The sequence below is a fragment of the Bradyrhizobium sp. WSM4873 genome (assembly GCF_055811355.1).
This window is the reverse complement of the sequence record NZ_JBVVPS010000010.1, coordinates 176,332-202,441: the sequence shown is the minus strand read 5'-3', so window position 1 is coordinate 202,441 and position 26,110 is coordinate 176,332. Positions and strand designations below refer to the sequence as shown.

The 26,110-nt window shown below is 64.8% G+C and carries 25 protein-coding genes; 12 read left to right on the top strand and 13 right to left on the bottom strand.

The features are described 5' to 3' along the window. Positions 1 to 109: 109 nt before the first annotated feature. The gene (locus AC0L21_RS16505; RefSeq protein ID WP_473262870.1) at positions 110 to 925 is read left to right on the top strand and encodes a uracil-DNA glycosylase; all 816 of its coding nucleotides are present in this window, start codon (positions 110 to 112) and stop codon (positions 923 to 925) included. Positions 926 to 1,043: 118 nt separating this feature from the next. Here the strand turns inward: AC0L21_RS16505 and AC0L21_RS16500 are convergent, their stop codons facing one another. The 5 genes from AC0L21_RS16500 to AC0L21_RS16480 form a co-directional block, all read right to left on the bottom strand. Next, positions 1,044 to 2,552, bottom strand: coding sequence for a glycosyltransferase family 39 protein (locus AC0L21_RS16500; protein WP_473262869.1), 1,509 nt, complete (start codon positions 2,550 to 2,552; stop codon positions 1,044 to 1,046). Between the two features lie 98 nt (positions 2,553 to 2,650). Then, positions 2,651 to 3,508 (bottom strand): ribonuclease HII, encoded by an 858-nt coding sequence (locus tag AC0L21_RS16495; RefSeq protein ID WP_473262868.1) that lies wholly within the window; start codon positions 3,506 to 3,508, stop codon positions 2,651 to 2,653. Between the two features lie 84 nt (positions 3,509 to 3,592). Next, positions 3,593 to 4,048, bottom strand: a complete 456-nt coding sequence (locus AC0L21_RS16490) for a VOC family protein (protein ID WP_473262867.1) — start codon at positions 4,046 to 4,048, stop codon at positions 3,593 to 3,595. Positions 4,049 to 4,072: 24 nt separating this feature from the next. Continuing rightward, positions 4,073 to 5,236: a PA0069 family radical SAM protein gene (locus AC0L21_RS16485; RefSeq protein ID WP_473262865.1), complete on the bottom strand. Its 1,164-nt coding sequence runs from the start codon at positions 5,234 to 5,236 to the stop codon at positions 4,073 to 4,075. Positions 5,237 to 5,266: 30 nt separating this feature from the next. Continuing rightward, complete coding sequence (locus tag AC0L21_RS16480) at positions 5,267 to 5,449, bottom strand: hypothetical protein (protein WP_473262864.1); 183 nt, start codon at positions 5,447 to 5,449, stop codon at positions 5,267 to 5,269. Between AC0L21_RS16480 and AC0L21_RS16475 the strand changes: the two genes are divergently transcribed. Then, complete coding sequence (locus AC0L21_RS16475) at positions 5,448 to 7,862, top strand: phosphoketolase family protein (protein WP_473262863.1); 2,415 nt, start codon at positions 5,448 to 5,450, stop codon at positions 7,860 to 7,862. The two genes, AC0L21_RS16480 and AC0L21_RS16475, sit on opposite strands and share 2 nt — an antisense overlap. An 8-nt stretch (positions 7,863 to 7,870) precedes the next feature. Then, the gene (locus tag AC0L21_RS16470) at positions 7,871 to 9,058 is read left to right on the top strand and encodes an acetate/propionate family kinase (protein WP_473262862.1); all 1,188 of its coding nucleotides are present in this window, start codon (positions 7,871 to 7,873) and stop codon (positions 9,056 to 9,058) included. Positions 9,059 to 9,290: 232 nt separating this feature from the next. Here AC0L21_RS16470 and AC0L21_RS16465 read toward each other — a convergent pair whose 3' ends face one another. Continuing rightward, positions 9,291 to 10,130, bottom strand: coding sequence for an RMD1 family protein (locus AC0L21_RS16465; protein ID WP_473262861.1), 840 nt, complete (start codon positions 10,128 to 10,130; stop codon positions 9,291 to 9,293). Positions 10,131 to 10,459: 329 nt separating this feature from the next. Between AC0L21_RS16465 and AC0L21_RS16460 the strand changes: the two genes are divergently transcribed. Both AC0L21_RS16460 and AC0L21_RS16455 read left to right on the top strand, forming a co-directional pair. Beyond that, on the top strand, positions 10,460 to 11,035 hold the full coding sequence (locus tag AC0L21_RS16460) for a glycosyltransferase family protein (protein WP_007607113.1): 576 nt from the start codon (positions 10,460 to 10,462) through the stop codon (positions 11,033 to 11,035). A 62-nt stretch (positions 11,036 to 11,097) separates the two neighbouring features. After that, the gene (locus AC0L21_RS16455; RefSeq protein WP_473262860.1) at positions 11,098 to 12,024 is read left to right on the top strand and encodes a bifunctional helix-turn-helix transcriptional regulator/GNAT family N-acetyltransferase; all 927 of its coding nucleotides are present in this window, start codon (positions 11,098 to 11,100) and stop codon (positions 12,022 to 12,024) included. 270 nt (positions 12,025 to 12,294) lie between these two features. Here the strand turns inward: AC0L21_RS16455 and moaB are convergent, their stop codons facing one another. Further along, positions 12,295 to 12,858, bottom strand: coding sequence for a molybdenum cofactor biosynthesis protein B (gene moaB, locus AC0L21_RS16450; protein ID WP_473262859.1), 564 nt, complete (start codon positions 12,856 to 12,858; stop codon positions 12,295 to 12,297). Between the two features lie 135 nt (positions 12,859 to 12,993). Further along, positions 12,994 to 13,929 (bottom strand): KPN_02809 family neutral zinc metallopeptidase, encoded by a 936-nt coding sequence (gene ypfJ / locus AC0L21_RS16445; protein WP_027516429.1) that lies wholly within the window; start codon positions 13,927 to 13,929, stop codon positions 12,994 to 12,996. Between the two features lie 405 nt (positions 13,930 to 14,334). Here ypfJ and AC0L21_RS16440 point away from each other — a divergent pair, with 405 nt between their 5' ends. The 3 genes from AC0L21_RS16440 to AC0L21_RS16430 all read left to right on the top strand — a co-directional run bounded on the left by AC0L21_RS16440 (position 14,335) and on the right by AC0L21_RS16430 (position 16,731). Further along, a complete protein-coding gene (locus AC0L21_RS16440; protein ID WP_007607106.1) occupies positions 14,335 to 15,465 on the top strand; it encodes a site-specific DNA-methyltransferase in 1,131 nt (376 codons plus the stop codon). Between the two features lie 120 nt (positions 15,466 to 15,585). Then, a complete protein-coding gene (locus tag AC0L21_RS16435) occupies positions 15,586 to 15,912 on the top strand; it encodes a hypothetical protein (RefSeq protein WP_473262858.1) in 327 nt (108 codons plus the stop codon). 132 nt (positions 15,913 to 16,044) lie between these two features. Then, the gene (locus AC0L21_RS16430; RefSeq protein ID WP_473262857.1) at positions 16,045 to 16,731 is read left to right on the top strand and encodes a glutathione S-transferase family protein; all 687 of its coding nucleotides are present in this window, start codon (positions 16,045 to 16,047) and stop codon (positions 16,729 to 16,731) included. A 58-nt stretch (positions 16,732 to 16,789) separates the two neighbouring features. Here the strand turns inward: AC0L21_RS16430 and AC0L21_RS16425 are convergent, their stop codons facing one another. Then, positions 16,790 to 18,799: a HAMP domain-containing methyl-accepting chemotaxis protein gene (locus AC0L21_RS16425; RefSeq protein WP_473262856.1), complete on the bottom strand. Its 2,010-nt coding sequence runs from the start codon at positions 18,797 to 18,799 to the stop codon at positions 16,790 to 16,792. Between the two features lie 335 nt (positions 18,800 to 19,134). Next, the gene (locus AC0L21_RS16420; protein WP_473262886.1) at positions 19,135 to 19,578 is read right to left on the bottom strand and encodes a nuclear transport factor 2 family protein; all 444 of its coding nucleotides are present in this window, start codon (positions 19,576 to 19,578) and stop codon (positions 19,135 to 19,137) included. Between the two features lie 91 nt (positions 19,579 to 19,669). Here AC0L21_RS16420 and AC0L21_RS16415 point away from each other — a divergent pair, with 91 nt between their 5' ends. Further along, on the top strand, positions 19,670 to 20,584 hold the full coding sequence (locus AC0L21_RS16415) for a LysR family transcriptional regulator (protein WP_473262855.1): 915 nt from the start codon (positions 19,670 to 19,672) through the stop codon (positions 20,582 to 20,584). Between the two features lie 198 nt (positions 20,585 to 20,782). On the opposite strand, the gene AC0L21_RS16410 is transcribed toward AC0L21_RS16415, so the two are convergent. After that, positions 20,783 to 21,403, bottom strand: coding sequence for a glutathione S-transferase family protein (locus AC0L21_RS16410; protein ID WP_354209102.1), 621 nt, complete (start codon positions 21,401 to 21,403; stop codon positions 20,783 to 20,785). A gap of 140 nt (positions 21,404 to 21,543) precedes the next feature. Here AC0L21_RS16410 and AC0L21_RS16405 point away from each other — a divergent pair, with 140 nt between their 5' ends. Then, on the top strand, positions 21,544 to 22,821 hold the full coding sequence (locus AC0L21_RS16405) for a flavin-dependent oxidoreductase (RefSeq protein ID WP_473262854.1): 1,278 nt from the start codon (positions 21,544 to 21,546) through the stop codon (positions 22,819 to 22,821). 205 nt (positions 22,822 to 23,026) lie between these two features. Here the strand turns inward: AC0L21_RS16405 and AC0L21_RS16400 are convergent, their stop codons facing one another. Together AC0L21_RS16400 and mutY are read right to left on the bottom strand one after the other, a co-directional pair. Then, entirely contained in the window at positions 23,027 to 23,449 is a 423-nt protein-coding gene (locus tag AC0L21_RS16400) for a PaaI family thioesterase (protein WP_473262853.1), read from the bottom strand. A 68-nt stretch (positions 23,450 to 23,517) separates the two neighbouring features. Then, on the bottom strand, positions 23,518 to 24,618 hold the full coding sequence (gene mutY, locus AC0L21_RS16395) for an A/G-specific adenine glycosylase (protein WP_473262852.1): 1,101 nt from the start codon (positions 24,616 to 24,618) through the stop codon (positions 23,518 to 23,520). Positions 24,619 to 24,740: 122 nt separating this feature from the next. Here mutY and AC0L21_RS16390 point away from each other — a divergent pair, with 122 nt between their 5' ends. Together AC0L21_RS16390 and AC0L21_RS16385 are read left to right on the top strand one after the other, a co-directional pair. Next, positions 24,741 to 25,235 (top strand): DUF721 domain-containing protein, encoded by a 495-nt coding sequence (locus AC0L21_RS16390; RefSeq protein ID WP_473262851.1) that lies wholly within the window; start codon positions 24,741 to 24,743, stop codon positions 25,233 to 25,235. 127 nt (positions 25,236 to 25,362) lie between these two features. Beyond that, positions 25,363 to 26,019: a DsbA family protein gene (locus AC0L21_RS16385; RefSeq protein WP_007607089.1), complete on the top strand. Its 657-nt coding sequence runs from the start codon at positions 25,363 to 25,365 to the stop codon at positions 26,017 to 26,019. Positions 26,020 to 26,110: the final 91 nt, after the last annotated feature.

The window sequence follows — 26,110 nt, the reverse complement described above, 5'->3', positions numbered from 1 at the left end:
TGGTCGATTGCGCCCTCTTGTTTCCGATTTTTCCGGGTAGGACAACCTCGGAAATGCGTTTCGCCGGGGTGCAAGGCGCCCCAAACTGGACTAATAGTCAGACTTTCCGATGATCCCAGAACCCGCACCCACGGTCCGAGAGCTTCTCGCCTTCTATCTGGAGGCCGGAGTCGATTGCACGCTCGCGGAGGAGCCGATCGACCGCCTGGCGGAATTGGATGTTCCACCTCCGGCCCCGCGCGCGCCACCTCCCGTCGAGGCTCCACGGCCGGCCGCCGCGCCGGCAGTGTTGCGCGGCGAGGCGGCACCGGCGCCCGACGTCGCGATCGCCTCGGCGCGCGAGGCCGCGCGCACCGCGCCGACGCTCGAGGCGCTGCGCGAGTTGATGCAGAGCTTTGACGGCTGCGCGCTGAAGCACACGGCGACACGGCTGGTTTTCGCCGACGGTAATCCGCAGGCGCGCATCATGTTCGTCGGCGAGGCACCGGGCCGCGACGAGGACATCGAGGGGCTGCCCTTCGTCGGGCGCAGCGGCAAGCTGCTCGATTTGATGATGGGAGCCATAGGCCTCAACCGCACCACCGCCTACATCGCCAACGTGATTCCCTGGCGGCCGCCCGGCAACCGCACGCCGACGCCGCAGGAGACGCAAATCTGCCTGCCCTTCATCCAGCGCCAGATCGAGCTGGTAAATCCGGACGTGCTGGTGACGCTCGGCAATCCCTCGACGCAGACGCTGCTGTCGACCCGCGAAGGCATCATGCGTACCCGCGGCCGCTGGTTCGACTACGAGACGGGCGGGCGCACCATCCGCGCGCTGCCGACCTTCCACCCCGCCTATCTGCTGCGCTCGCCGTCGTACAAGCGGCTGGCCTGGCAGGATCTGCGCGCGATCGCGAAGGTGCTGGCGCAAGGCGCGCCATAGCGACACACGCGGTGTCATTCCGGGGCTCGCGAAGCGAGAGCCCGGAATCCATCCATCCACCAACTGCCGTCCGATGGATTCCGGGCTCGCGCCGGACGGCGCGCCCCGGAATGACAAGCTACGTCCCCTTCGGCCGCACGATGGCCCAGCCGATACGCAGGAGTTGCTGGCGTCCGGTCACCAGCCATTCGAAGGCGCGCGGGACTTCCGGGACGATGCCGGGAAAGCGCGCGAGGATGTCCGGCGGCGGGGTGCCGGCGGTATCGGAGGCGCGCCAGACCACGACGCCGCCGGTCTCGCTGAACTTGGCCTGATTGATCCAGGGCGTGCGCGCGGGCTCGGCATCGATGAAGAGATGGGGCCGGCCGGAATGCAGCGTGATCAGGCTCGCAAGCTGGGTCTCGCCGGCGACCGCGCGCAGACGATGATTGGTGCGGCGGGCAAAGCTCTCGTCGAAGAAGTCCGAAATCGCCCGCGCCGGCATCGAGGTCGCGATCTCGTTGGCACCGGTCCACGGCAGGAGCAGGACGGCGAGCACGACGCCGATTGCGGGCGCGATGACGGCGGCCGCCCAGACCATCCGCAGCATCCTCGCGCGACGCATCGCGATGAGATCGCCGGCTCCCACGACCACGGCAAGTCCCGACAACACCAGCACGACGCCGGCGCCGCCGACGACGGCATCGAGGCCCAGCAGGCCCGAGATCAGCACCGCTCCGAGCGCCGGCGCCAGCGCGAAGAAATAGACGAAATTGCGCGCGAGCGGCTCGACCGGCGGGCGGTAGATGATCGGCGCCTCCTCGCTCTTAGGAACGAACAGGCCGGTGTTGAGGACCGTCAGCGCCGGGATCGCCGCCGCACCGAGCAGGAGTCCCCCGAGCAGCCACGCCGCGTGCAGCGCGCGGGCATTGAGCTGGGCGACCTCAGGCAAGGCCGGCAGGACAAGCACCTCGGCGCGCATCAGCCAGACGGCATAGGGCAATGCCAGCACGGCGACGACCACCAGTGCAAACAGCGGGTCGAATGCGCGCAGCGTGCGGCGGCCGCCCGCGGTTGCGAGTGCGAAGACGACAATCAGCAACAGCAGGAAGATCGCAGCCGGCGTCGTCAGCAGCAAGAGGCCGGCCTCGATCGACCAGGCAAACCAGGCGTTGCCGCGGCGCTGCCCGATGATCTGCCAGGAATGCAGCAGCAGCAGCGCCCAGAGCGGCCGCGCCAGCACCAGCGGGCCGAAGTCGAGTGCGGGCGAGGAGAAGGCCAGCAGCGTCATGGTCAGCAGCACGGCCAGCACTGCCTGCTGGGCGCCGACCACCGCGCGGGACAGATGATAGAGCGAGATCAACGTCGCGACCCCGCAGAGCTCCGCCAGGACGTAGACGCCGAACACGTGGCCGCCGGCGGCGCGATAGGCGATGTCGGCAAGCCAGACCGGCAAGGGCGGGCCCAAATCAGTACCGACCTGGTATTCGCGGCCGAAGGCCAGCAGGGTCGCGAGGCTGCCGGGCGGGCTGCGATAAAACACCAGCGCCACGAACAGCCACATCGCCGCCTGGAGCAGCACGGCGATCCAGACGATCAGCCGCGGCCGCGCGCGAATGAGCTCGATGACCAGGGAGGTAAACCGCATGCAACGTCCGAAAGATGCAGCCAACCCGTGAAGCCGGCCCTATTCGCTCACGATTGTTTTGATAGAGGGCGGCACGCGTCGTGGCAACCGAGTCTCGTCTAGAGATTTGCCGACGCGTCGACTTCCAGGCTCGTATCCACCTGTACCTCGATCTCGGTCACCGCAAACAGATCCTGCGCCTGCTCGACCGTCCAGGGCATGTGCTTGGCGCGCGCGGCGGCGACGGGGGCGAAGAAGCTGCGGTGGTGGACGGTGGGGCCGAGGCGGTTAAGCGCGTCGAGGTGCTCGGGCACGGCGTAGCCCTTGTGCTGCTCGAAACCGTAGCCGGGGCAGTCCTGCGCCAGCGCGCACATCAGGCGGTCCCGCGTCACCTTGGCGATGATCGAAGCCGCTGCGATCGACAGGACGATGCCGTCGCCGCCGATCACGGCCTCGCAATCGCATTCCGTGTCGAGCCGGTCGCGGCCGTCGACGAAGACGTGCCGGGGCTGCTCGGGCAGCGCCACCACGGCGCGCTTCAACGCCCACAGCGAGGCGCGCAGGATGTTGTCACGGTCGATGCGGGCGCGCGAGGCGACGGCCACCGAGACCTGGGCGGTGGCGCAGATCTTGTCGAACAGCCTTTCGCGCTCCTCGGACGTCAGGCGCTTGGAATCATCAATGCCGCGCGGGATGCGGTTGGGATCGAGAATCACCGCCGCCGCCACCACAGGACCGGCCAGCGGCCCGCGGCCGGCCTCATCGCAGCCCGCCACCGGCCAGACGCCGCGCTTGATCAGCGCGCGCTCGCGGCGGAAGCTTGGGGCGACGATAATGGCGCTCTTTGTGCCGGCCAGCGCCTTGGCGATTTTTTTGGGCGCAGCCTTCTCGTTCTTAGGCGCAGCCTTCGTGTTCTCAGGTGCAGCCTTCGTGGGCGCGCCTTTGGCCGGCTTCTTGGCGGATTGATCCCGAATCATGGTCGGGATCGTGCGCAAGCGGCATGGCCTGCGCAACCGGGAACCTCGGACAATTCCCGCTATTCAAGATTCAAGTCAGCCGCCCTATTCCGCCAGATGCACCCGCCGGTCCTCGCCGACGTCGATGCCGGGCGCGACCACGACTTCCCAGGGATGGCCGTCAGGATCGGCGAAATAACCGGAATAGCCGCCGTAGTCGGTCTCGTGTGCGGCCTTCAGCAGCGCGGCTCCCTTGCCGACGGCGAAGGCCAGCACCGCATCCACCTCCTCACGCGCGCGGCAGTTCCAGGCGAGCGTCATGCCGCGGAACGTCGATGGCCTCGGATGATCAGGCAATGTGGCGTCGGCCGCGAGCTGATCCCAGGGAAACAACGCGAGCACCGAACCGCCGGTGTCATAGAACGCAACGGCCTCGCCGGTCACCTTCAGCCGGCGCGAAAAACCGAGCGCATCGTAAAAGGCAATGCTGGCGCGGATATCATTCACGCCCAGCGTGATGACGGTGAGCCGCGGGATTGGAGCTGGCAGTTCCTGACTCATACGACGCCTCTCCCACTTCGTCGCTCAGAACAGGCTGAGCTGATCGCCGTTCCGCTTCGGCTTGGCAAAATGATCCGTCGTCAGCTTGGAGCGCCGTTTGTTCAGCCCGAGCCTGTCGCAGGCGATCTCGAAGCGGCGGCCGATCGTCCAGGCCATCGGGCCGGTGCCCTTCATGCGCTCGCCCCATTTCGCGTCGTAGTCGCGGCCGCCGCGCATGTCGCGGATCAGCGTGAAGACGTGGCGATAGCGGTCCGGATAGTTCGCCATCAGCCATTCACGGAAGAGATCGCGCACCTCGAGCGGCAACCGCAGCAACACGTAGGAGGCTTCCTTGACGCCGGCATGGGCGGCGGCATCCAGGATGCGCTCGATCTCGGAATCATTCAGCGCGGGGATCACGGGCGCGACCATGACGGTGGTCGGAATGCCGGCCTCGGAAAGCTGCTTCAGCGCCTCCAGCCGCTTCGGCGGCGTCGATGCCCGCGGCTCCATGGTGCGCGCCAGTTTCGGATCGAGCGAGGTCACGGAGATCCCGACCTTGGCGAGGTTGCGCCTGGCCATGCGTGCAAGAATGTCGATGTCGCGGGTCACCAGCGCCGACTTGGTGACGATCCCGACGGGATGGCCGGCGCGCTCCAGCACCTCCAGAATGCCGCGCATGATTTTGCGCTCGCGCTCGATCGGCTGATAGGGATCGGTGTTGGTGCCGATCGCGATCATCCGCGGCTCATAGCCCGGCGCCGCAAGCTCCTTCTCGAGCAGAGCCGGCGCCTCGGGCTTCACGAACAGCTTCGACTCGAAGTCGAGCCCCGGCGACAAGCCGAGATAGGCATGCGTCGGCCGCGCGAAGCAATAGACGCAGCCGTGCTCGCAGCCGCGGTAGGGATTGATCGAGCGGTCGAAGCCAATGTCGGGAGATTCGTTGCGGGTGATCACCTTGCGCGAGGTGTCGATCCCGACCGTGGTCTTGAACGGAGGCAGTTCTTCAAGGCTCTGCCAGCCATCGTCGAATGTGACGCGCGCCTCGGCCTCAAACCGGCCGCTGGCGTTGGACTGCGCGCCCCGGCCTCGCCTGCGCTGGCGGTCGATGGCGACCGCCAGCTCAGGGAAGTCAGAAGGCGCACCCGCCGGCTCGGAGGGCGCCGTGACCGGCGGGTGCTTGAGAGCATGAGAGGATGCTGGACTCATGAAGCCAAGATAGCACGCCAACGGAACAAATCAAGAACACAAACCAAAAACGTGAAAACAACCCCATGCACAGTAGAGCTGCCCAAACTTCGCGCGCCCGCTTTTGACTTCACGCAACAGTAGCGTCACGGCGATCCCGTTTGATGCTGCCGAAGGATCGATCTCGCCGGAACTCGGTTGGTGACGATCCCGGGTGAAGGTCGGCAGGAACATGACGAATCAACAACAATTGGCCGCCGCGAGCAGCGACCTCGATCTGCTCGATCGCTATTGGCGCGCCGCGAACTATCTCTCCGTCGGGCAGATCTACCTTCTCGACAACCCGCTGCTGCGCGAGCCGTTGCGGCCCGAGCACATCAAGCCGCGTTTGCTCGGCCATTGGGGCACGACGCCCGGTTTGAACTTCATTTATGCCCATCTCAACCGCGTCATCCGCGCGCTGGACCTGAACGTGATCTATGTCTGCGGTCCCGGGCACGGCGGCCCCGGCATGGTCGCCAACACCTATCTCGAAGGCAGCTACAGCGAGATCTATCCCGATATCGCGCGCGATACCGAGGGGTTGCGCAAGCTGTTCAGGCAATTCTCCTTCCCCGGCGGCATCCCGAGTCACGCGGCGCCGGAAACGCCGGGCTCGATCCACGAAGGCGGTGAGCTCGGCTACGCGCTGGTGCATGCCTATGGCGCGGCCTTCGACAATCCCGACCTGATCGTCGCCTGTGTCGTCGGCGACGGCGAGGCCGAGACCGGCCCGCTCGCCGCGTCCTGGCACTCCAACAAGTTCCTCAATCCCGCGCATGACGGCGCGGTGCTGCCGATCCTGCATCTCAACGGCTACAAGATTGCCAATCCGACCGTGCTCGGGCGGATGCGCGACGAAGAGATCCGCGATCTCTTCCGCGGGCTCGGTCACGAGCCGCTATTCGTCGAGGGCAACGATCCCAAATTGATGCATCGGACCATGGCAGACGCGCTCGACGTCGCGCTCGTCAGCATCCGCTCGATCCAGCAGCACGCCCGCGACGGCCGCAAGAGCGTCGAACGCCCGCGCTGGCCGATGATCGTGCTGCGCAGCCCGAAGGGCTGGACCGGCCCCAAGGAAGTCGACGGCAAGAAGGTGGAGGGTTTTTGGCGGGCGCATCAGGTGCCCGTCGCGAACTGCCGCGACAATCCAGCGCATTTGAAGATTCTCGAAGACTGGATGCGCAGCTACGAGCCAGAAAAGTTGTTCGACGCGAACGGCGCGCTCATTGCCGAGCTCCAGGCGCTCGCGCCCGGAGGCAATCGCCGCGTGGGCGCCAATCCACACGCCAATGGTGGCCTTCTGAAGAAGGAGCTGAAGCTGCCGGACTTCCGCAGCTTCGCCGTCGAGGTCGCTGAGCCGGGCGGCGTCGTGGCGGAGGCAACCCGCGAGCTCGGCAAATTCCTGCGCGACGTCATCCGCCTCAACGCCGAGGCCCGCAACTTCCGCATCATGGGCCCGGACGAGACCGCGTCAAACCGGCTCGATGCGGTGTTCGAGGCCACCGAACGGGTCTGGATGGAGCCGACAAAACCTTACGACGTGCATCTCGCCCAGGACGGACGCGTGATGGAAGTCCTGAGCGAGCATCTCTGCCAGGGCTGGTTAGAGGGCTATCTGCTCACCGGACGCCACGGCTTCTTCTCCTGCTACGAGGCGTTCATCCACATCGTGGATTCCATGTTCAACCAGCACGCCAAATGGCTGAAGGTGACCCGGCATCTGCCGTGGCGGCGACCGATCGCCTCGCTCAACTATCTGCTCACCTCGCATGTCTGGCGCCAGGACCACAACGGTTTCAGCCATCAGGATCCAGGTTTCGTCGATCTCGTCGCCAACAAGAAGGCCGACATCGTCCGCATCTACTTCCCGCCGGACGCCAACACGCTGCTGTGGATCGCCGATCATTGCCTGCGCACCTATGACCGCGTCAACGTCATCGTCGCCGGCAAGCAGCCGGCGCCGCAATGGCTGTCGATGCAGGAGGCAGCCACGCATTGCGATGCCGGCATCGGCATCTGGAGCTGGGCCGGCACGGAAGACGCGAATGGCGAGCCCGATGTCGTGATGGCCTGCGCCGGCGACGTGCCGACACTGGAAACGCTCGCTGCCGTCGACCTGCTGCGCAAGGCGCTGCCCGAGCTGAAGATCCGCGTCGTCAACGTCGTCGACCTCATGACGCTGCAACCCAGGGAGCAGCACCCGCACGGTTTGTCCGACCGCGACTTCGACGGCCTGTTCACGCGCGACAAGCCGGTGATCTTCGCCTATCACGGCTATCCCTATCTGATCCACCGGCTGACTTATAACCGCACCAACCACGCCGGCATGCACGTCCGCGGCTTTGCCGAGGAAGGCACCACGACGACGCCGTTCGACATGGTCGTGCTCAACGAGCTCGACCGCTATCACCTCGCGATCGAGGCGATCGAGCGCGTGCCGGGGCTCGCGACCAGGGCGGCGCACGTGAAGCAGCAATTCCGCGACAAGCTGATCGAGCATTCGCGCTATGTGCGCGAATACGGCGAGGACATGCCGGAAATTCAGGAATGGGTCTGGCAGAACAGCGCCGGCGGCAACACGCCGGCAGAGGCAGGCGATTGACGGCAGCCATGTCGAACACGGTTCTCGTTCTCAACTCGGGATCGTCGAGCATCAAATTCGGCCTGTTCGATATCTCGGCGGCCGGGCCCACCCTGCTCTGCAAGGGCCTGCTCGACGAGCACGAGACGAAGCCGCGGCTCGTCGTGAAGAGCCCCGAGGGCGAAGACCTGCTCGAGAATCGGAGGGAAGCGTCGGATGCAGCCAGCGATCACCTGTTCGCCGACGTGCTCGGCTTCATCGAGGATCGTTTCGGCGATCGTCGCTTGCGCGCCGTCGGCCATCGTGTCGTCCATGGCGGTCCGGACTATTCCGCGCCGGTCGAGCTGACGGACGATGTCACCGCAAAGCTGGAGGCGTTGACGCCGCTGGCGCCGCTGCACCAGCCGCGGTGCCTGGCGCCGGTCCGTGCCATCAGGGCCATCAGGCCCGACCTGACGCACATTGCCTGCTTCGACACCGCTTTCCACCACGGCATTGCGCCGCCCGCCAGCCGCTTCGCCATCCCGCGACGTTATGAAGAGCGCGGCGTCCGGCGCTACGGATTTCATGGCCTCTCGTTCGAATATGTCGCGGGACGGCTCGCCCGAATCGCGCCGCAGCTCGTACCGAAGCGCACTGTGATCGCGCATCTCGGCAACGGCGCGAGCCTGTGCGGCTTGCGCGACGGCCGCAGCATCGACACCACGATGGGGCTGACGCCGCTCGACGGGCTGGTGATGGGCACGCGCTGCGGCAGGATCGACCCGGGCGTGCTGCTCTATCTGCAACAGCACGAGAAGATGTCGGTCGAAGATGTCCAGCACCTGCTCTATCACGAATCGGGACTGCTCGGCGTCTCCCGCATCGCTTCGGACATGCGCACGCTGCTTGCAAGCAGCGAAGCTGCGGCACGGGAGGCGGTCGAGCTCTTCACCTTCCGCGCCGCGCAGGAAGTGGCGGCGATGGCGACAACGCTTGCCGGGCTGGACTGCCTGGTCTTCACCGGCGGCATCGGCGAGCATGCCAGGGAAATCCGCAGTGCGATCGGTGAGCGTCTCGACTGGCTCGGAGTGCGCATCGATGCGGCTGCGAATGATGCGGCGCGCGAGCGCATCAACAGTGGCGATAGCACGGTCGATGTCTTCGTCATTCCAACGAATGAGGAACTGATGATCGCACGGCATTGTGCGGCGGTGCTGCGGGCCGTCTGCTCGTGATCAACGGCGTACGGTCGGCGTTGCTTCCCTTCTCCCCTTGCGGGAGAAGGTGGCGCGAAGCGCCGGATGAAGGGTTCTTTCGTCGCTTACATATGCATGTGAGTATGCGGAGACATACCCTCACCCCTGTGAGTTTGTGTCTCATCGCGGTGCTGCCCTCTCCCGCAAGGGGCGAGGGCGCAGTCACGAGCATCTCGATCGCAGGGTAAATTGATCCGGCGGCCCGCGCATTCTAGTGCGTCCCCGACCAAATCTGGAAACACCCGATCGCGACCTCGATCACGATCAGCACCACCACCGCGATTTCGAGGCGGAGCGAGCGCTGGGTATCGATGATGTCGGTAAGCGCGTTTGCGGTCGCGGACACGGCGGCGAGCTTGCGCTCGAGCGTGTCCAGGCGCTCCTTCAGTTCGTACTCGTCTTCAAGGCGGGCATAGAGCCGGTCGAGTTCGGGTTTCTCCCAGAGCACGTCGGGTTTCTCGGCCACCGCAACACGGCCGGCGACGCGCTGCTGGACGAGAAGCGCATTGCCGATCAATTGCAAGATGCCTTTGCGCCGGGGCGGCGTGCGGCCCTGCTCGGCGAGCTTGCGCGCAAATGGCTCGATCACGTCGAAGACCGCGGCGACGCGGCGCTCGTCACGTGCGAGCGAGGTGCTCTTTGCAAGCGCGTCCGCGATCAGCAACAGCCGGTCGTCGGAGAATTTGGCGAGGCAGATCGGGCCGCCCGGCTGGATAGCCTCGGCGCTTTCGTCCTTGCAGAGTTGCGCATGTGCGATCTCTTCCTCGTAGGGGCTGAACTCGCCGATCACGCGGGGCTTCAGGCTGTCGATCAGCACTTTCTCCTCCGAAGGGAGGAGACCAATCAGCACCACGACGCCGTAGCGGAAGATGACCGCAAGGCCGGCATGGACGCGGAAGGCGGCCGGCGTCGATGAGACTGTCGCGCCCATTTCGAGTCCGGAGGGATTGATGCGTTCACCGAGCATCACGGCGCGTATCCGCAAGGTCGGTGCGCCGTCCGGCCTGGGAGATGTGGCTGGCGAGTTAACAGCAAGTTGATCGGCGTTCATTCGAAGCCTCTTCAGCAGCACCATTGCACGTTTTTCCTGTTCTCGCGCTCGTCCGCTATCGCATCCTCCTCTTGCAGGATTGCGAACGGCCGGTGCGCCGGGCAATGTTGCGGCACATCTCCGGACTAATACGGACAGGACAGGCTTGGGGCGACAGATTGGCAATATCGCGGCCCTGTACGGGGCATATTTGGATGCGGCAGCTGCAGCGGTTTACCATCGTATACCGAAGCGGGGCCGGAAAGTTGCACTCGGCAGCGTCACATGTTTTATGACTCCATCATAATGAGCTACGCTTCTCCCGAAGTGTGGACACTGAAGCTTCAATCATGCTGAGCGTCATCATTCCGACCGAAGGCGTCGAGCAGACCGCGGTCGCAACTCTGGCCGCGCTGGTACCCGGTGCCGCCGCAGGCATCATCCGGGAAGTGCTCCTGGTCGACGGCACCCGCAACGGCGTCATCGAGCGCGTTGCCGACGTCGCGGGCTGCCGTTTCATCGGCTTCGAAGGATCCACGCAAGGCGCCGCGCTTGCCGCCGGCGCACTCCAGGCCCGTTCGTCCTGGCTGATGTTCCTCCCTGCCGGCGCCGTGCTGGAAACCGGCTGGATCGAGGAAACCACCCAGTTCATCCAGTCGGTCTCGACCAGCGGCCGGGATCGTGCGGCCGTCTTCCGCTATGCGCGCTCGCCCTACGCAGATGCCGGTTTCCGCGATATCCTCCGGGCCCTGATGCGCAAGCTCGTTGGGCCCTTCGGCGATCAGGGACTTTTGATCGCGCGTGATCACTACGACCGCATCGGCGGCTACCCGCCCCAAGCCCGCCGCTCCGAGGCGCGGCTGCTGCGGCGGCTCGGTCGCTCGTCGCGCATCATGCTGCGCAGCCGGATCGTCATGGTCGGCTGAGGCACCTAGATACTTGCCAAAGTCAAATAATTATTTGACAATGGCAAATATCGAGGTGACCCATGTCGTTCAATCCTTCCAACGACCACATCGCAGCGGTCCGCGCCTTCAACCGCTTCTACACCCGCAAACTTGGCGTGCTCGACCAGCACCTTGGAAAAAGCCCGTTCTCGCTCAGCGAGGCCCGCGTGCTCTACGAGCTCGCGCAACGGGACGACCTTGCCGCAAAGGAGATCGGCAACGAGCTTGGCCTTGACCCCGGCTATCTGAGCCGGATCGTGCAAAGCTTCGATGAAAAGGGCCTGATCACCCGCAAGCCCCTGCCCGCGGATCGCAGGCAATACCAGCTCAGCCTCACCGCCAAGGGGCGCCAGACCTTTGCCAAGCTGAACCTGGGCTCGCAAAATGAGGTCGCCGCAATGCTGGCTCAGCTTTCGGCCAGCGATGCAACGCGGCTCACACAGGCTATGGCGACCATCGAGGCCGTGCTGGAGCGTCGAAGCCAGCCCGCGGCTTTCATGCTGCGCAGCCATCGCGTCGGCGACATGGGCTGGGTCATCTCCCGGCAGGCCGCCGCCTATGCGGCCGACTACAACTGGGGCATCAGCTACGAGGCCCTGGTCGCCGAGATCTGCGCACAGTTCATCAAGAACTATGACGCCGCGCGCGAGCACTGCTGGATTGCGGAAGTGGGCGGCGAGCCGGTCGGCTCGATCTTTCTGGTCAAGGCTACGGACCAGATCGCCAAGCTGCGCCTGTTGCAGGTGGAAAAGAAAGCGCGGGGACTCGGTGTCGGCCGCGCGCTGGTCCAGCAATGCATCCAGGGCGCACGCGAGAGGGGCTACAGCAAGATGACGCTGTGGACGCAAAGCATCCTGGTCGCCGCGCGTGGCATCTATCAAAGTGCAGGCTTCAAGCTCGTGAAGGAAGAGAAGCACCACAGCTTCGGGCAGGATCTGATTGGGGAAACGTGGGAGCGGGATCTGTGATGCTGCAACAGCGGGCGAGATGCGCATGAATGTGCCCTCGCCCCCCTTGCGGGAGAGGGCAGCGATGCTGGTAAACCCAAGCTCACTTGGGTGAGGGGTTGTCTCCGCAAGCATCTGTGCAAATGGACAGATACCCCTCATCCGGCGCCATAGCCGAAGCTTCGCTTCGGCGTTCTCTGAGAACGACGGCCCAAGGCCGCCTATGCCACCTTCCCCCACATCCGCCTTCGCTAAAGCTTCGGCGGACATGAGCGGAGAAGGAATGTCCAACTACACCGTCGCGCCCTGCGCCTTTGGCCGGCGCAGGTGCTCGTCCAATCGCGGCATGATCTCGACGAAATTGCAGGGACGCGTGCGGTAGTCGAGCTGGGCTTTGAGGATGCCGTCCCAACCGTCGCGGCAGGCGCCGGGCGAACCTGGGAGGCAGAAGATGTAGGTTGCGCCCGCGACGCCGGCCGTGGCGCGGCTCTGGATCGTCGACGTGCCGATCTTGGCGTGGCTCAGCATGTGGAATGCGATCGAGAAGCCGTCCATGCGCTTCTCGAACAAGGGCTCGATCGCCTCCGGCGTGACGTCGCGCCCCGTGAAGCCGGTGCCGCCGGTGGTGATGACGACGTCGACGCCTGCGTCCGCAATCCAGCGGCGGATGGCGGCGCGGATCGTCTCGACGTCGTCGGTGACGATCTCGCGCGCGGCGAGATGATGGCCGGCAGCGGCGAGACGGTCGGCGAGCGTCTGGCCGGACTTGTCGTCAGCCAGCGCGCGCGTGTCGGACACGGTGAGTACCGCGATGTTGAGCGGAACGAACTGTTTTGTTTCGTCGGTGGAGGTCATTGCAACTCACCTTCTTTCACCGCCCACTGCGTCATCCTGAGGTGCGCGCTCTTGCGCGCCTCGAAGGAGGGGCCACGGGCTCGCCATCCTTCGAGGCTCGCCAATTGGCGAGCACCTCAGGATGACGGATAACCCCTATTGGCCGCCGCCAAACGTGTTGCAGGCTTGGACGGTGCCCTGCTGGTAGCCGGTCATGAACCATTGTTTGCGTTGCGCCGCCGAGCCGTGGGTGAAGGAATCGGGTACGACGCGGCCCGTGGACTGGCGCTGCAGCGTGTCGTCACCGATTGCGCTCGCCGTGGTGAGTGCGGCGTCGATGTCGCCAGGCTCCAGGAAGTTCGGCCGCTTCTTCGCCTCGCGATTGACCCAGACGCCGGACAGGCAGTCGGCCTGCAATTCGACCTTCACCTGGAGTGCATTCGACTCTGCCTTGCTGCCGGCCTGCTGCTGCAGCCGCGTCACGCGCGGAATGATGCCGAGCAGGTTCTGGATGTGATGGCCGGCCTCATGGGCGATGATGTAGGCGGTGGTGAAGTTACAAGCGGACTTGCCGGAGCAGCCGCGAAAACGCGTCTCGACCTCGCGGAAGAAACCGGTGTCGAGGAAGATGGTCCTGTCGGGCGGACAATAGAACGGTCCCATCGCCGACTCCGCCCGGCCGCAGCGCCCGCCATTGGTGACGTTGCGAAACAGCACGACCTTCGGACCGGTAAAGGACTGGCCCGAGGCCTGGAATATCTCGCTCCAGCGATCGTCGATCTCGCCGAGGATGCCGGAGATCATGCTGCCCATCTCGTCGGTCGGCGCGCCGCGCTTGGCGTTGGACGACGATTGGCGATCGGTCTGGTAGGACGGCGCCTGGCCGCCACCGGTGAGGATCTCGGCGCCGCCGATCAGGATGCGCGGATCGATGCCGAAGGCGTAGCCGACCAGGCCGAGTACGATGATGGTGCCGATCCCGAGCCCGCCGCCGCCCATGGGGAGGCCGAACCCGCCTCCTCCACCGCCGCCGCCACCATCGTCGCGACGATCCTCGATGTCGTCGCTGCGGCGGAAATCATCGTAGCGCATGGCGGCTTCCCTCGGTCCTGGCTCAATTCGGCGCAAGAGCGCGAAAGCTCAACGCGCCACATACGTAAAATTTCCCTTGCGTTAATCAATATCCCGCTCGGCAATTATTGCCTAGTGCGACAGCATGGCAATGCCAGCAATTTTTTCCGGGCGTCGAGCAATTTTTTCCGAGAGAAATTTGGAGTCTTTTTGCGATCCGGTTACTCCCGCAACGCGAACAAATACGAAATACACTGCAAAACATGGAGAATGCGCGGAGCGAACGGCGTGCAAGGCGCGAAGTGAGGGCTGTTCACGAAAGCCACGGGTTAAGTCGATTTTTACTTTGCCGCTTCAATGTAACGGTCAGTCGGTTGTTTGGTCCCGCGTCGCCGACAGCGTCGCCTGAGTCAGAGTTCTTGAGTCATGGTAGAGTCGCGTCGCGGGGCGTCTGCAAGGGCGCCCCGCACAAATTTTGAGTCTCCTTCGCACAGCATCGTCCTCGGCGATTGCGTCGCAGAGATGTCGAAGCTTCAGGCTGGTTCGGTCGACCTGGTGTTCGCCGATCCACCCTACAATCTCCAGCTCAAGGGCGATCTCAAGCGCCCCGACGAATCCCATGTCGATGCCGTCGACGACGACTGGGACAAGTTCGATTCGTTCTCCGCCTATGACGATTTCACCCGCGCCTGGCTGCTCGCCGCCCGCCGCGCGATGAAGCCGTCCGCGACGATCTGGGTGATCGGCTCCTATCACAACATCTTCCGCGTCGGCGCGATCATGCAGGACCTCGGCTTCTGGCTCCTGAACGACATCGTCTGGCGCAAGACCAACCCGATGCCGAATTTCCGCGGCCGGCGTTTCACCAATGCGCACGAGACCATGATCTGGGCCGCGCGCGACGAAAAGGCCAAGGGCTACACCTTCAACTACGAGGCGCTGAAGGCCGCCAACGAGGACGTGCAGGCACGGTCCGACTGGCTGATCCCGCTCTGCACCGGCGAGGAGCGCCTCAAGGGCGCCGATGGCAAGAAAGTGCACCCGACGCAGAAGCCGGAAGGCCTGCTCGCGCGCGTGCTGCTGTCGTCCTCCAAACCCGGCGACCTCGTGATCGACCCCTTCAACGGCACCGGCACCACCGGCGCGGTCGCAAAGCGCCTCGGCCGCTCCTATATCGGCTTCGAGCGCGACAAGACCTATGCGAAAGCGGCTCAAGCGCGCATCGCCGCGGTCGAGCCGTTGCCGGAGGCAAGCCTCGCCCCGTTCATGACGGCGCGCGAGGCGCCGCGGGTTGCGTTCTCGGAATTGATCGAGCGTGGCATGATCATGCCCGGCACCAAGCTGTTCGACGCCAAGAAGAAGCTCGGTGCGCTGGTCCGAGCCGACGGCGCCATCATGTTCGGGGACAAGGTCGGCTCCATCCACCGCATGGGCGCGGTGGCGCAAGGCGCGCAAGCCTGCAACGGCTGGACCTTCTGGCACATCGAGACCAAGAAGGGTCTCAAGCTGATCGACGAGCTTCGCGCCGAGATCCGCGCCGGCATGGCGGCGGGGTAGCCTTTCTTTCGTATCCCGGAGCGCACCTCGTGGCGCGACCCCGGAATGACGAGACTGGTTGAACACGGCCGCCGCCGGGACTAGATTAATCTCCTGCGCCCCGTCCTGACCGGTCGAGCCATGCGACGACAGTCCGAGACATTGCTGCTGGTGCCGCTGCTGCCGATCTTTCTGGTCGGCATGTTTCCGATGTTCCTGATCGCGCTGCTGGGATTCTTTGGCCTCGCCTTGTTCGGCGTGCTCGTGGTCTGCGTCGGGCTCGCCAGCAGCAACGAGGCCCATGACAGCTTCAATCACGACGTCATCGTTCACGGCTACGCGCGCGGATCGGACCGCAAGGCGCGGGCCTCCGACATGCATATCGCCACCCGGCTCGGGCTGCGCCTGGAGCTCGTGGGCGCGGCCATGGTCATTACGGCGGCGATCGGCCTTTGTTACGCCGGCTGATCTGCGTGACGCGCAGATACCGCCCGGCAAACTCGCCGGTTGCCCTCCCCGATAAGGTTCAGGCAAGACAAGGCCGCTTGCGGACATGTTGCTGCCTCCACTCTCAGCCAACAAACACAGGGGAGATGCCCGATGCTCAAATTCTATTTCAACGGTTCGCCGAACCCGACCAAGGTCGCACTTTATCTCGAAGAGGCCGGCCTGCCCTTCGAGCCGGTGAAGATCGACACCCGCAAGGGCGAGCAGTTCACGCCGGACTATCTGAAGATCAATCCGAACGGCAAGGTGCCAGCGATCGACGACAACGGCACCATCGTGTTCGATTCCAACGCCATCCTGCTCTATCTTGCCGAGAAGACCGGCAAATTCTTGCCGGCCGCCAATTCTCGCGGCGAGATGCTGTCATGGCTGATGTTTGTCGCCACCGGCGTTGGTCCGTATTCGGGCCAGGCCGTGCACTTCAAGCATTTCGCGCCGAAGGACCAGAACCACGATTACGCGCATAACCGCTACCAGTTCGAGACCGATCGCCATTATAAGATTCTCGACGGTCACCTCAAAGGCCGCCGCTACATGGTCGGCGACAGCTATTCGATCGTCGACATGGCGCTGTGGGGCTGGGCGCGGATGCTGCCGTTCAAGCTCGGCGACGATGCCTTCGCGCGATATCCGAACGTCAAGCGGCTGGTGGACGAGGTCACGGCGCGGCCTGCGGCGACGCGCGCGATCGCGCTGAAAGACAAGTTCACCTTCAAGGCGGAGATGGACGACGAGGCCCGCAGCAACATGTTCAAGCACATGACGGCGAAAGTCGCCTGACCGCGCCAGGTCACAATGCGAGGCCACGCGCATGCGCGTGGCCTTTTGTTTTTGAGGCTCAGGCGGCGTGGACCGAGTTCAGGAAGTTGGCGACTTCCTGCTTCAAGCGGTTGCTGTCGGCCGACAGCGAGCGTGCCGCCGAGAGCACCTGCGAAGAGGCCGAGCCGGTCTCGGACGCGCCGCGCTGCACGTCGCCGATGTTGGACGATACAAGCTGCGTGCCCTGGGCCGCCTGCTGGACGTTGCGGGAGATCTCCTGCGTCGCCGCACCCTGCTCCTCCACGGCGGCGGCGACCGTCGACGAGATCTCCGACAGCCGCTCGATGGTGCCGCTGATTTCCCTGATCGAGCCGACCGATTCCTCCGTCGCGGCCTGGATGCCCGAGACCTGCTGGGCGATCTCGCCGGTGGCCCTCGCGGTCTGCTCCGCGAGCGCCTTGACCTCCGAGGCGACCACCGCAAAGCCGCGGCCGGCTTCACCCGCGCGCGCCGCCTCGATGGTGGCATTCAGCGCCAGGAGGTTGGTCTGGCCGGCGATGGTGCTGATCAGCTCGACCACGTCGCCGATGCGGGCTGCAGCCTTGGACAGCTCGCTCACGCGCGCGTTGGTCTTGCTCACCTGACCGACGGCTTCGCCGGCGATGCGCGCCGATTCCTGCACCTGGCGCGCGATCTCCGTCACCGAAGAGGACAACTCCTCGGTCGCGGAGGCGACCGCCTGCACATTGGCCGAGGCTTCCTGGGAGGCGGATTGCACTTCGGTGGAGAGATCCTGAGCGCGCCTCGCGGTCGCGGTCAAGGTGCCGGCCGAGCCCTCGAGCTCCTGCGATGCCGAGGATACGGTGTCGACGATCTCGCCCACCGCCTGCTCGAACTGACTGGCGAGCCGGGCCATGTCGGCCTTGCGGCTCTCGGCCTGGCGGGCCTCGGTTGCCGTCTGCTCGTGGCGCAGCCTTTCGGTCTCGATCATGTTGGTCTTGAAGACGTCGATCGCCTTGGCCATGTCGCCGATCTCGTCGGCCTTGCCGCGCGAGGGGATCTCGACGGCGAGATTGCCCCCGGCAAGCAGCCCCATTGCGCGCGTCATCGAGGTCAGCGGCCCCACGATGCTGCGGGCGGTCAGGAAGGCGACGACCAGTCCGAACAGGACGGCGAGGCCCCCGGCGATCCCCTGCAGCGAGGTCGTGCCGTCGATCACGGCATCGGCCGCGGTGCGCGAATCGTTGTAATCGGTCTTCAAGGTGGTTTCCGCGACCTTGAGCTTGGCGATGCTCGCAGAGATGAGCGGTGCGAGATCCTTGTGGTAGATCTCGTCGGACCGCAGCATCGCGGCAGAGGTCGTTTCGAACGCGGATTTGTAGATACCGAGGGCGGTCTTCACAGGCGTCAGAGACGAGCGAAGGTCCGCCGCCTGCGGGCTCCTTTCGACGGCTGCCAGCCGCTGCACCGCCCTGTCGACATTGGTTCTGAAGGCGGTGGGCCCGTTGGTGTCGCGCAGAGCGAGGAAGCGCCAGTTCGCGATTCGAACCAGCAGGACCCGGGACTCGAGGTCCGCGACGAGCGACACCGTGTCGTCGTCAGCGGCGGCGCGGGCCACATCGACCAGCTTGGCCATCTTGACGGTCAGCTCTTCGCCACTCGGCAACAGCGTCGCCTTGCCGGTCCGGGCCTCGTTGACGGCGTCGCCGAGACTGTCACGCAGGCTTTTCATTTTGGCGATGTCGGCGATCAGATCGTTGTAGAGCTTCCGCCGATCCTCCGAGAGGGTGCCCTTTGCTCCGAGCTGCAACAGCCCGGTCGCCGCGTTCTCTCGCTCGGCAGCCTCCCGCATCGCAGGCTCGTTGGCGTCGTAGACGTAGCGCAGATTGGCTCGCTGGATGGCCTGAAGATGGGTCGATATCTCCAGGATGCGCGCCGTGCTGTCCGACAATTTGGAGAGTTTTGCGACCTGATCCTGGACGGACTGCAAATTCCAGATGGCGACCACCGCCATCACAAGACCAACCGCCACCAAGGCCATGAAACCCGCGTACAGGCGTCCCCTGATCCGCAAACGAAACTTCGGCATTCCCACTGTCCACTCAGAAGCATGTGAATTCGGGCGGACGAACAACTCCGGCCATTGTCGCGCCGCCCTGGCAGCCGCGCGTCGCGTCTTTCGCGACCCACGCTGCACCGCGACACAATGGGGGACACTCGTTAATTGAACCTTCAAATTTTTCGCGCGCGTATGCGCCAGGCGGCACAACATCTGCTGATTTTATCGGCAGGTGAGCAAGGTTTTGGTGCGAAACCCGCAGCGGCCTGCATGCCGCTGCAGCCTACCGGCCTGCGCGACCAACACGCCCCTCGCCGACCGCAGCGGACGGCACCGGCCGGCGGACGCGACGCCGCTCGATCCGCTCAGCTCGCGGTCCTCACGATCGTTTGCGGAAACGGGCCGAGGGCCTTCTCGGTCAGCACCGAGTCGCAATATTCTCGGATCTCCTTGATCTTGCCGTCCTCGAGCCGAAACACGAGACAATAGTCGTTGTCGTAGCGCACGCCTTCTGGCGTGACATTGTCGCCCTTTGCTTCGACGACGACGATATCGCCGTCGGCGATGAAGCGGTGGGCGACCGTCCGTGTCCGGTCGACAAGACGGGTCCGCACATAACCGTGCAGATCGTTGAGGATCGCCTGTTTGCCCGAAAAGGTGCGCGACCAGGAGTACTGGCCGGTCACGATCCATTTGGCGTCGTCGGCAAGACTTTCGGTGAACAAGCCGCGGTCGCGCGCAGCCGGATCGAGGCTGGCGGCGGCTGCAAAGATATCCTGCATCAGTTTCTTGTTGGCGCTCGCGTTCATGGCGGCATCTCCCTTGGTGAGAACAATCGAGATCATCGCCGCCGGCTCTAAATTCTTCAAATCGATAGTGGATATGATATCTATTCGCTCTATGAATTTGAATTCGCTCGACCTCAATCTCCTGACCGCGCTCGACGCACTGTTGCGCGAGGTCAGCGTCAGCCGCGCCGCCTTGCGGATCGGGCTGTCGCAGCCGGCGGCGAGTCATGCGCTCCAGCGTCTGCGCGACATCTTTGGCGATCCGCTCTTGGTACGCGCAGGTGCCCGGATGGAACTGACGCCGCGGGCGCAAGCCTTGCGCGCGCCGCTGGCGCAGGCGCTCGATCAGGTGCGCGGGCTGTTCCTATCGGATGAATTCGACGCGGCGCGCAGCGAGCGGCAATTCCGCCTGATGATGCCAGATCTCGCGGTCGAGCTGTTGATGCCGCCCTTGATGGAAAAGGTGACCCAGGCCGCGCCCAATGTCCGAATCGACGTGGTGCCGTGGCGGGGGCCTGCGATCTTCCACGCGGAGTTCGCCCGCACCATCGATCTCGTGATCTCGATCGGCAACGCCTTCAAGGGCTTTCACCGCCAGCTGCTCTACACCGACAGCGACGCGCTGGCGGTACGGCGCGGCCACCCCGTGGCCACGAAGCTGAAGCGGCGCGAGATGTTTCTGGCCGCACGCCATGTCGGCGTAATCATCCGCGGCCAGCCGGAGGACCTGATCGACACCTGGCTACGCACCAAGGGCATCGACCGGCACATCGCTCTCGTCGTCCCGGGTTATCTCGAAGCGCTGCACGTCGCCGCCCGCACCGACCTCGTCGCCTTCGTGCCGCGCCGGCTGATCGCGGCGCTGTCGAAGCAGCTCGGCCTCGTCACGGTGACGCCACCGCTCGACCCCGGCATCGACGAGCAGTTCATGTTCTACCCGACCCGCGCACAGATGGATCCGGGCTCGATCTGGCTCAGGCGGCTGATGCTGGAGACGGGACGGCAATTGGAGAAGAAAGCTTCTTAAGAGGCGGCTTCACCAATCTCGGTGTCGTCCCGGACAAGCGCAGCGAAGCGGAGCGCTGATCCGGGACCCATAACCCCAGGGCGTAGTTTGACGAAGACTGGTCGTTCGGTACTTCAACCGAGCACAATCGATAGATTCCGCGGTATGGGTCCCGGTCTGCGCTTGCGCTTGCGCTTGCCCGGGACGACATCGAGTTTGTCACGCCTTCTGCGCGTCCATCACCTTGCGCACGGCGGGACGGTCGGACATGCGCTTGAAATGATCGGCGATCTTCGGCGTCGCGTTGATATCGACGCTATCGCCTTCGAGCCAGGTCGACAGGGTGTAAAGATAAGGATCGCAGATCGTGTACTGTTCGCCCATCACCCAGGGTCCCTTGTACATCTTCTGCTCGATCAGGGCGAAGCAGGCGCCCATGGTCTTCGGGATCATCGCCTTCATGTCGGCGAACGAGCTTTCTTCGCTCGCCCAGCGCGCGCCGCGCATCTTGTGGGCATGGTTGATGTGCACGGTCGAGCAGAGGTAGGAGTTGAAGGACTGCACCTGGGCGAAGTCGAAGGGATCGTCGAGCGGCGCGAGCTTGGCCTTGGGGAACGTCTGCGCGAGATAGGCCAGCATCGCCGGGGTCTCGGTCAGGACACCGCGATCGGTCACCAGCGCGGGGACGCGGCCTTTCGGGTTGATCGCGAGGTACTCCGCGCTGTTCTGCTGGTTGGTCTTGAAGCTCAGCCGCTCGGCCGCGTAGTCGGCGCCGGCTTCTTCCAAAGTGATGTAGGTGGCGAGCGCGCAGGTGCCGGTGGCGTAGTAGAGCTTGAGCATGTCGGACCTCATGGGAAAGCCGGAAGTTAACGGCTGCGGGCCCCGAGGTCCATAGCATGGCGTTTTCGGTGCTCTTGCTCTTCGCAGTTGCCCACCGGCGGCCGGCTGTGCCAAGACGCCCCTAGTTGGAGGGCTTTCCCATGACCGTACTCATCGCCGGTGGCGGCATCGGCGGGCTGACGCTTGCGCTCAGTCTGCACGGAATCGGCATTCCCGTGAAAGTGTTCGAGAGCGTCGCCGAGCTGCGGCCGCTCGGTGTCGGCATCAACGTGCTGCCGCACGCCGTGCGCGAGCTGATCGAGCTCGGGCTGATGGACAAGCTCGATGCCGCCGGCGTGCGCACACGTGAGTTGGCCTATTTCTCCAAGCACGGCAAGCCGATCTGGAGCGAGCCGCGCGGGCTGGAGGCCGGCTATAAATGGCCGCAGTTTTCGATCCATCGCGGCACGCTCCAGCAATTGCTGCTCGACACCGCGATCGAGCGCCTTGGCCGCGACAACATCCTCACCAGCCATCATCTGACCGGCTGGAGCGAAACCGCCGACGGCGTGCGCGCCGATTTCATCGACAAGGCCACCGGCAAGGCCGCGGGGACTTACGAAGGCGCGCTCCTCATCGCCGCCGACGGCATCCATTCCGCGGCGCGAGAAAAACTTTATCCCGACGAAGGCCCGCCGATCTGGAACGGCCGCATCCTCTGGCGCGGCGTCACGCCTGCAAAGGCGTTCCTCACCGGCCGTACCATGATCATGGCCGGCCACGAGATCCTGAAATTCGTCTGCTATCCGATCTCGAAGGCGCCGGACGCCGCGGGCAACCATCTGATCAACTGGGTTGCCGAGCGCCACATGCCGCCGACATATCAATGGCGGCGCGAGGACTACAACCGCACCGCGCGGCTGGAAGAGTTCTTGCCCTGGTTCGAGAGCTGGCAGTTCGACTGGCTCGACGTGCCCGGCCTGATCAAGAACTGCCCGCATGCCTATGAATATCCGCTGGTCGATCGCGATCCGGTGTCACAATGGACTTTCGGCCGCGTCACGCTGATGGGCGACGCCGCACATCCGATGTACCCCATCGGCTCCAACGGCGCCTCGCAGGCGATCCTCGATGCCCGCACCATCACCCGCGAGATCCTGGCGCACGGCCCGACGCAGGCGGCCCTGCTCGCCTATGAGGCCGAGCGGCGGTCCGCAACCACCAGTCTCGTCCTGCTCAACCGCAAGAACGGCCCCGAACAGGTGATGCAGCTCGTCGAGGAGCGCGCGCCCGACGGCTACAAGGTCGTCACTGACGTGCTGTCGCAACAGGAGCTCGAGGATGTTGCCGCCAACTACAAGCGCGTCGCCGGCTTCCAGGTGGAAGCGCTGAATGCGAAGCCGCCGATCGTGAGCGCGGGTGCGCGCGCGACGAAATGAGTATTCGCACGAAGCGAGACGCACGTTGATGGGCCCTCGCCCCTTGCGGGAGAGGGCAGCGACGCCGGTAGACGCGGACTCACTCAGGTGAGGGGTCTGTCTCCGCGAAACCAACTCGCATTAGAACTCGCTGAACCAACCCCTCATCCGGCGCTTCGCGCCACCTTCTCCCACAAGGGGAGAAGGAAGGAAGAGTGCGCGGCAGCTATTTGCCCACCACCCTCGCCGCTTCGAGCAGCCGCTCGCTCGCGCTTGCCGTCGCCAGCACCGTTCCGTCTTCCGCCGTCAGCCTGGCCTCGACGAATGCAATCGTCCTGCCGAGCTGCGTCACCTTGGCCTCGCCGATAATCGGTCCGGGCTTGGCGGGCGCCAGGAAATTCACGGTCATGCTGATGGTAGTGGTGTAGAGCCGGCCCTCGCTCATCACCAGCACGGCGGGGCCCATCGTGTCGTCCAGCATGGCCGAGAGCATGCCGCCCTGGATGAAGCCGGCTGGATTGCAGAACTCCGGCTTGCCGTCGAAGGCGAGCTTGATCCAGCCTTCCCCGGGACGGGCATCGAGCAGGCGCCACCCCAATAGCTCGGCACAGGGTGGCCTGGGAAAGTTGTCCAGCGCGGTCTTGATCATGCGAGCCTCCGTTGCCGGCCACAGCTAACGCAGGCCTGCTGCCAGCATCTTGTCAGCAGGATGGGCTGCTAGGGGTCCAATCCATGCGCAATCACCTTACGCATGACGTTGGGCAATGCTTCGTCGGCCAGAGTGGCGATGGGCACCCAGCGCATGCCGGCGGGTGCCCGCGTCCGCGCTTCCACACTCGCCGTGTAGACCACCAGTTCCAGCGGAAAATGCGTGAAGACGTGGGTGACGACGCCGACCTTGCGCTGCCAGCGCGACAGCCCCTTCAACTCGGGCGCCTGCTGTTTTGCCTTGGCGTCGTCCTGTCCGGCCAGCCAGTCCGACCCCGGCACCTCGGTCATGCCGCCAAGCAGACCCTTTTCGGGGCGGCTGCGGACGAGAAGCTCGTCGCCGCGCGTGACAACGAAGGCCGCGCCGCGCCGTAACGCGCCGCTCTTCTTCGGCGCCTTGCGCGGAAACGTTTCCTGCGTTCCCAGCGCGCGCGCCGTACAATCCTCATTGAGTGGGCATAGCGAGCAGGCCGGCTTTTTCGGCGTGCAAATCGAGGCGCCCAGATCCATCAGCGCCTGCGCGCTGTCGCCGGCGCGAGAGTCCGCAAGCAGCGTCGCCGCCAACTCCTGAATCAGCGGCTTGGCCTGCGGGAGATCTTCTTCAACTGCAAAGAGCCGCGAGACCACGCGCTCGATATTGCCGTCGACCGGCATGGTGCGGCGGTCGAACGCGATCGCCGCGATTGCTGCCGCCGTATAGGGCCCGACGCCCGGTAGTGCGCGCAGACCCAGTTCGGTGTCGGGAAAGGTGCCGCCATGCTCGCGCGTCACCGCAACCGCGCAGGCATGGAGATTACGAGCGCGAGAATAATAGCCGAGCCCGGCCCACATCCGCAGCACGTCCTCCTGCGAGGCCCGTCCGAGCGCGGTGACATCCGGCCAGCGCGCGACGAATTTTTCGAAATAGGGCCCGACCGCCTTCACCGTGGTCTGCTGCAGCATGATCTCGGACAGCCAGACGCGGTAAGGGTCGGATGCCTCGCCGGGCGCAGCGCGCCAGGGCAATCGGCGGCGGTGGCGGTCGTACCAATCGAGCAGCGCGAGTGGGCGCGACGAGGTCTCCGGCTGAAGCGGTTCCGATTTCGCTTTAAGGGCGGATTTGGGGCTCATGCTCGCACTGTAGCGGCAATGCACCGATCTCTCCACGTCATGCCCACGCTGGGCGCGGGCATCCACGTCTTTCTTCGCGGCGAAGAGCCTGTGGCCGACGCCCCGGAGTGCTATAAGGTCCCATGTCCAAGCTTCGCCCCATCAAACCAGGGCCCATCAGCGCCAAGCCGCTGTCGCTCCTGCTCAACGACGTCTTTGCCGAGGCCTATGCCAAGCAGGGATTTGCTGCCCGTGAGTTGGTGACGCGGTGGGCGCAGATTGCCGGGCCGGAGATCGCGGCCCATGCCGAGCCGCTCAAGATGCAATGGCCCCGGCCGGTCGAGGGCCAGCCGCAGGAGCCGGCAACGCTGGTGCTGCGGGTCGAAGGGCCGATGGCGCTGGAGATCCAGCACTCCGCCGATGTGATCCTGCAGCGGGTCAACCGGTTCTTCGGCTGGAGCGCGGTCGGCAAGCTGGCCTTCCGCCAGGCTCCGCTGTCGCGCGCCCGACGGCCAACCCGGCCCGACCCGCCGGATGCCAAGTCGGTGGCCGAGGTAGCTGAGCGCCTGGGCGACATCGAAGATGAACAATTGAAGTCGGCGCTGGCGCGCCTCGGGGCCGCCATCAAGCGAAATTGAGCCTTATTCTGCGGCCAAACTGGACCTGTCCTTGCCGCTCGCCATTGCCTCAAACGACGTTTCAAGCTAGCGACAGGCCGTCTGAATAGGAATTTCGGGCGACACCACGCCAATCCGGGAGCCGACCTTGATCATCACCCGCCGCGCCTTCAACACGATGCTGTCGCTGACCGGGCTTGCCGCGGTCGCCGGGCTCTCACCGCTGCGGTTCATCTCGGAAGCTATCGCGCAGGCCGCTGGCGACGTCGCCAAGCCGGTGTCGCTGCCCGACATGGCGCTGGGCCCGAAGGACGCCGCCGTCACCATCACCGAATACGCCTCGATGACCTGCCCACATTGCGCGGCCTTCAACGAGCAGGTGTTTCCCAAGATCAAGTCGGAATACATCGACACCGGCAAGGTGCGTTACGTCTTCCGCGAGTTCCCGCTCGACATCAAAGCCGCCGCCGGCTCGATGCTGTCACGCTGCATCGCCAATGGCGACGCGCCGAAATACTTTGCCGTCACCGACATGCTGTTCCGCCAGCAGAACGATTGGGTGGTGAAGAACACCACGGAGACCCTGACCCGGATCGGCAAGCAGGCCGGCCTCACCCAGCAGCAGGTCGAGGCCTGCCTGAAGGACCAGGCGCTGCTCGATAAGATCGCCGCCGACCAGAAATATGCCAGCGACGTTCTGAAGGTCGATTCGACGCCGACGTTCTTCGTCAACGGCGAGAAGATCAAGGGCGAGACCTCGTTCGAGGAATTCGCCAAGAAGATCAATCCGCTGCTCAAGAGCTGATTCGCTCGTCAATATCCTGATTCGCATCTCGATAGCCGTATCTTTCCCGGCATAAATCCCTTGGGAAAAGCGGCTTTCGCCGGTTGCCCTC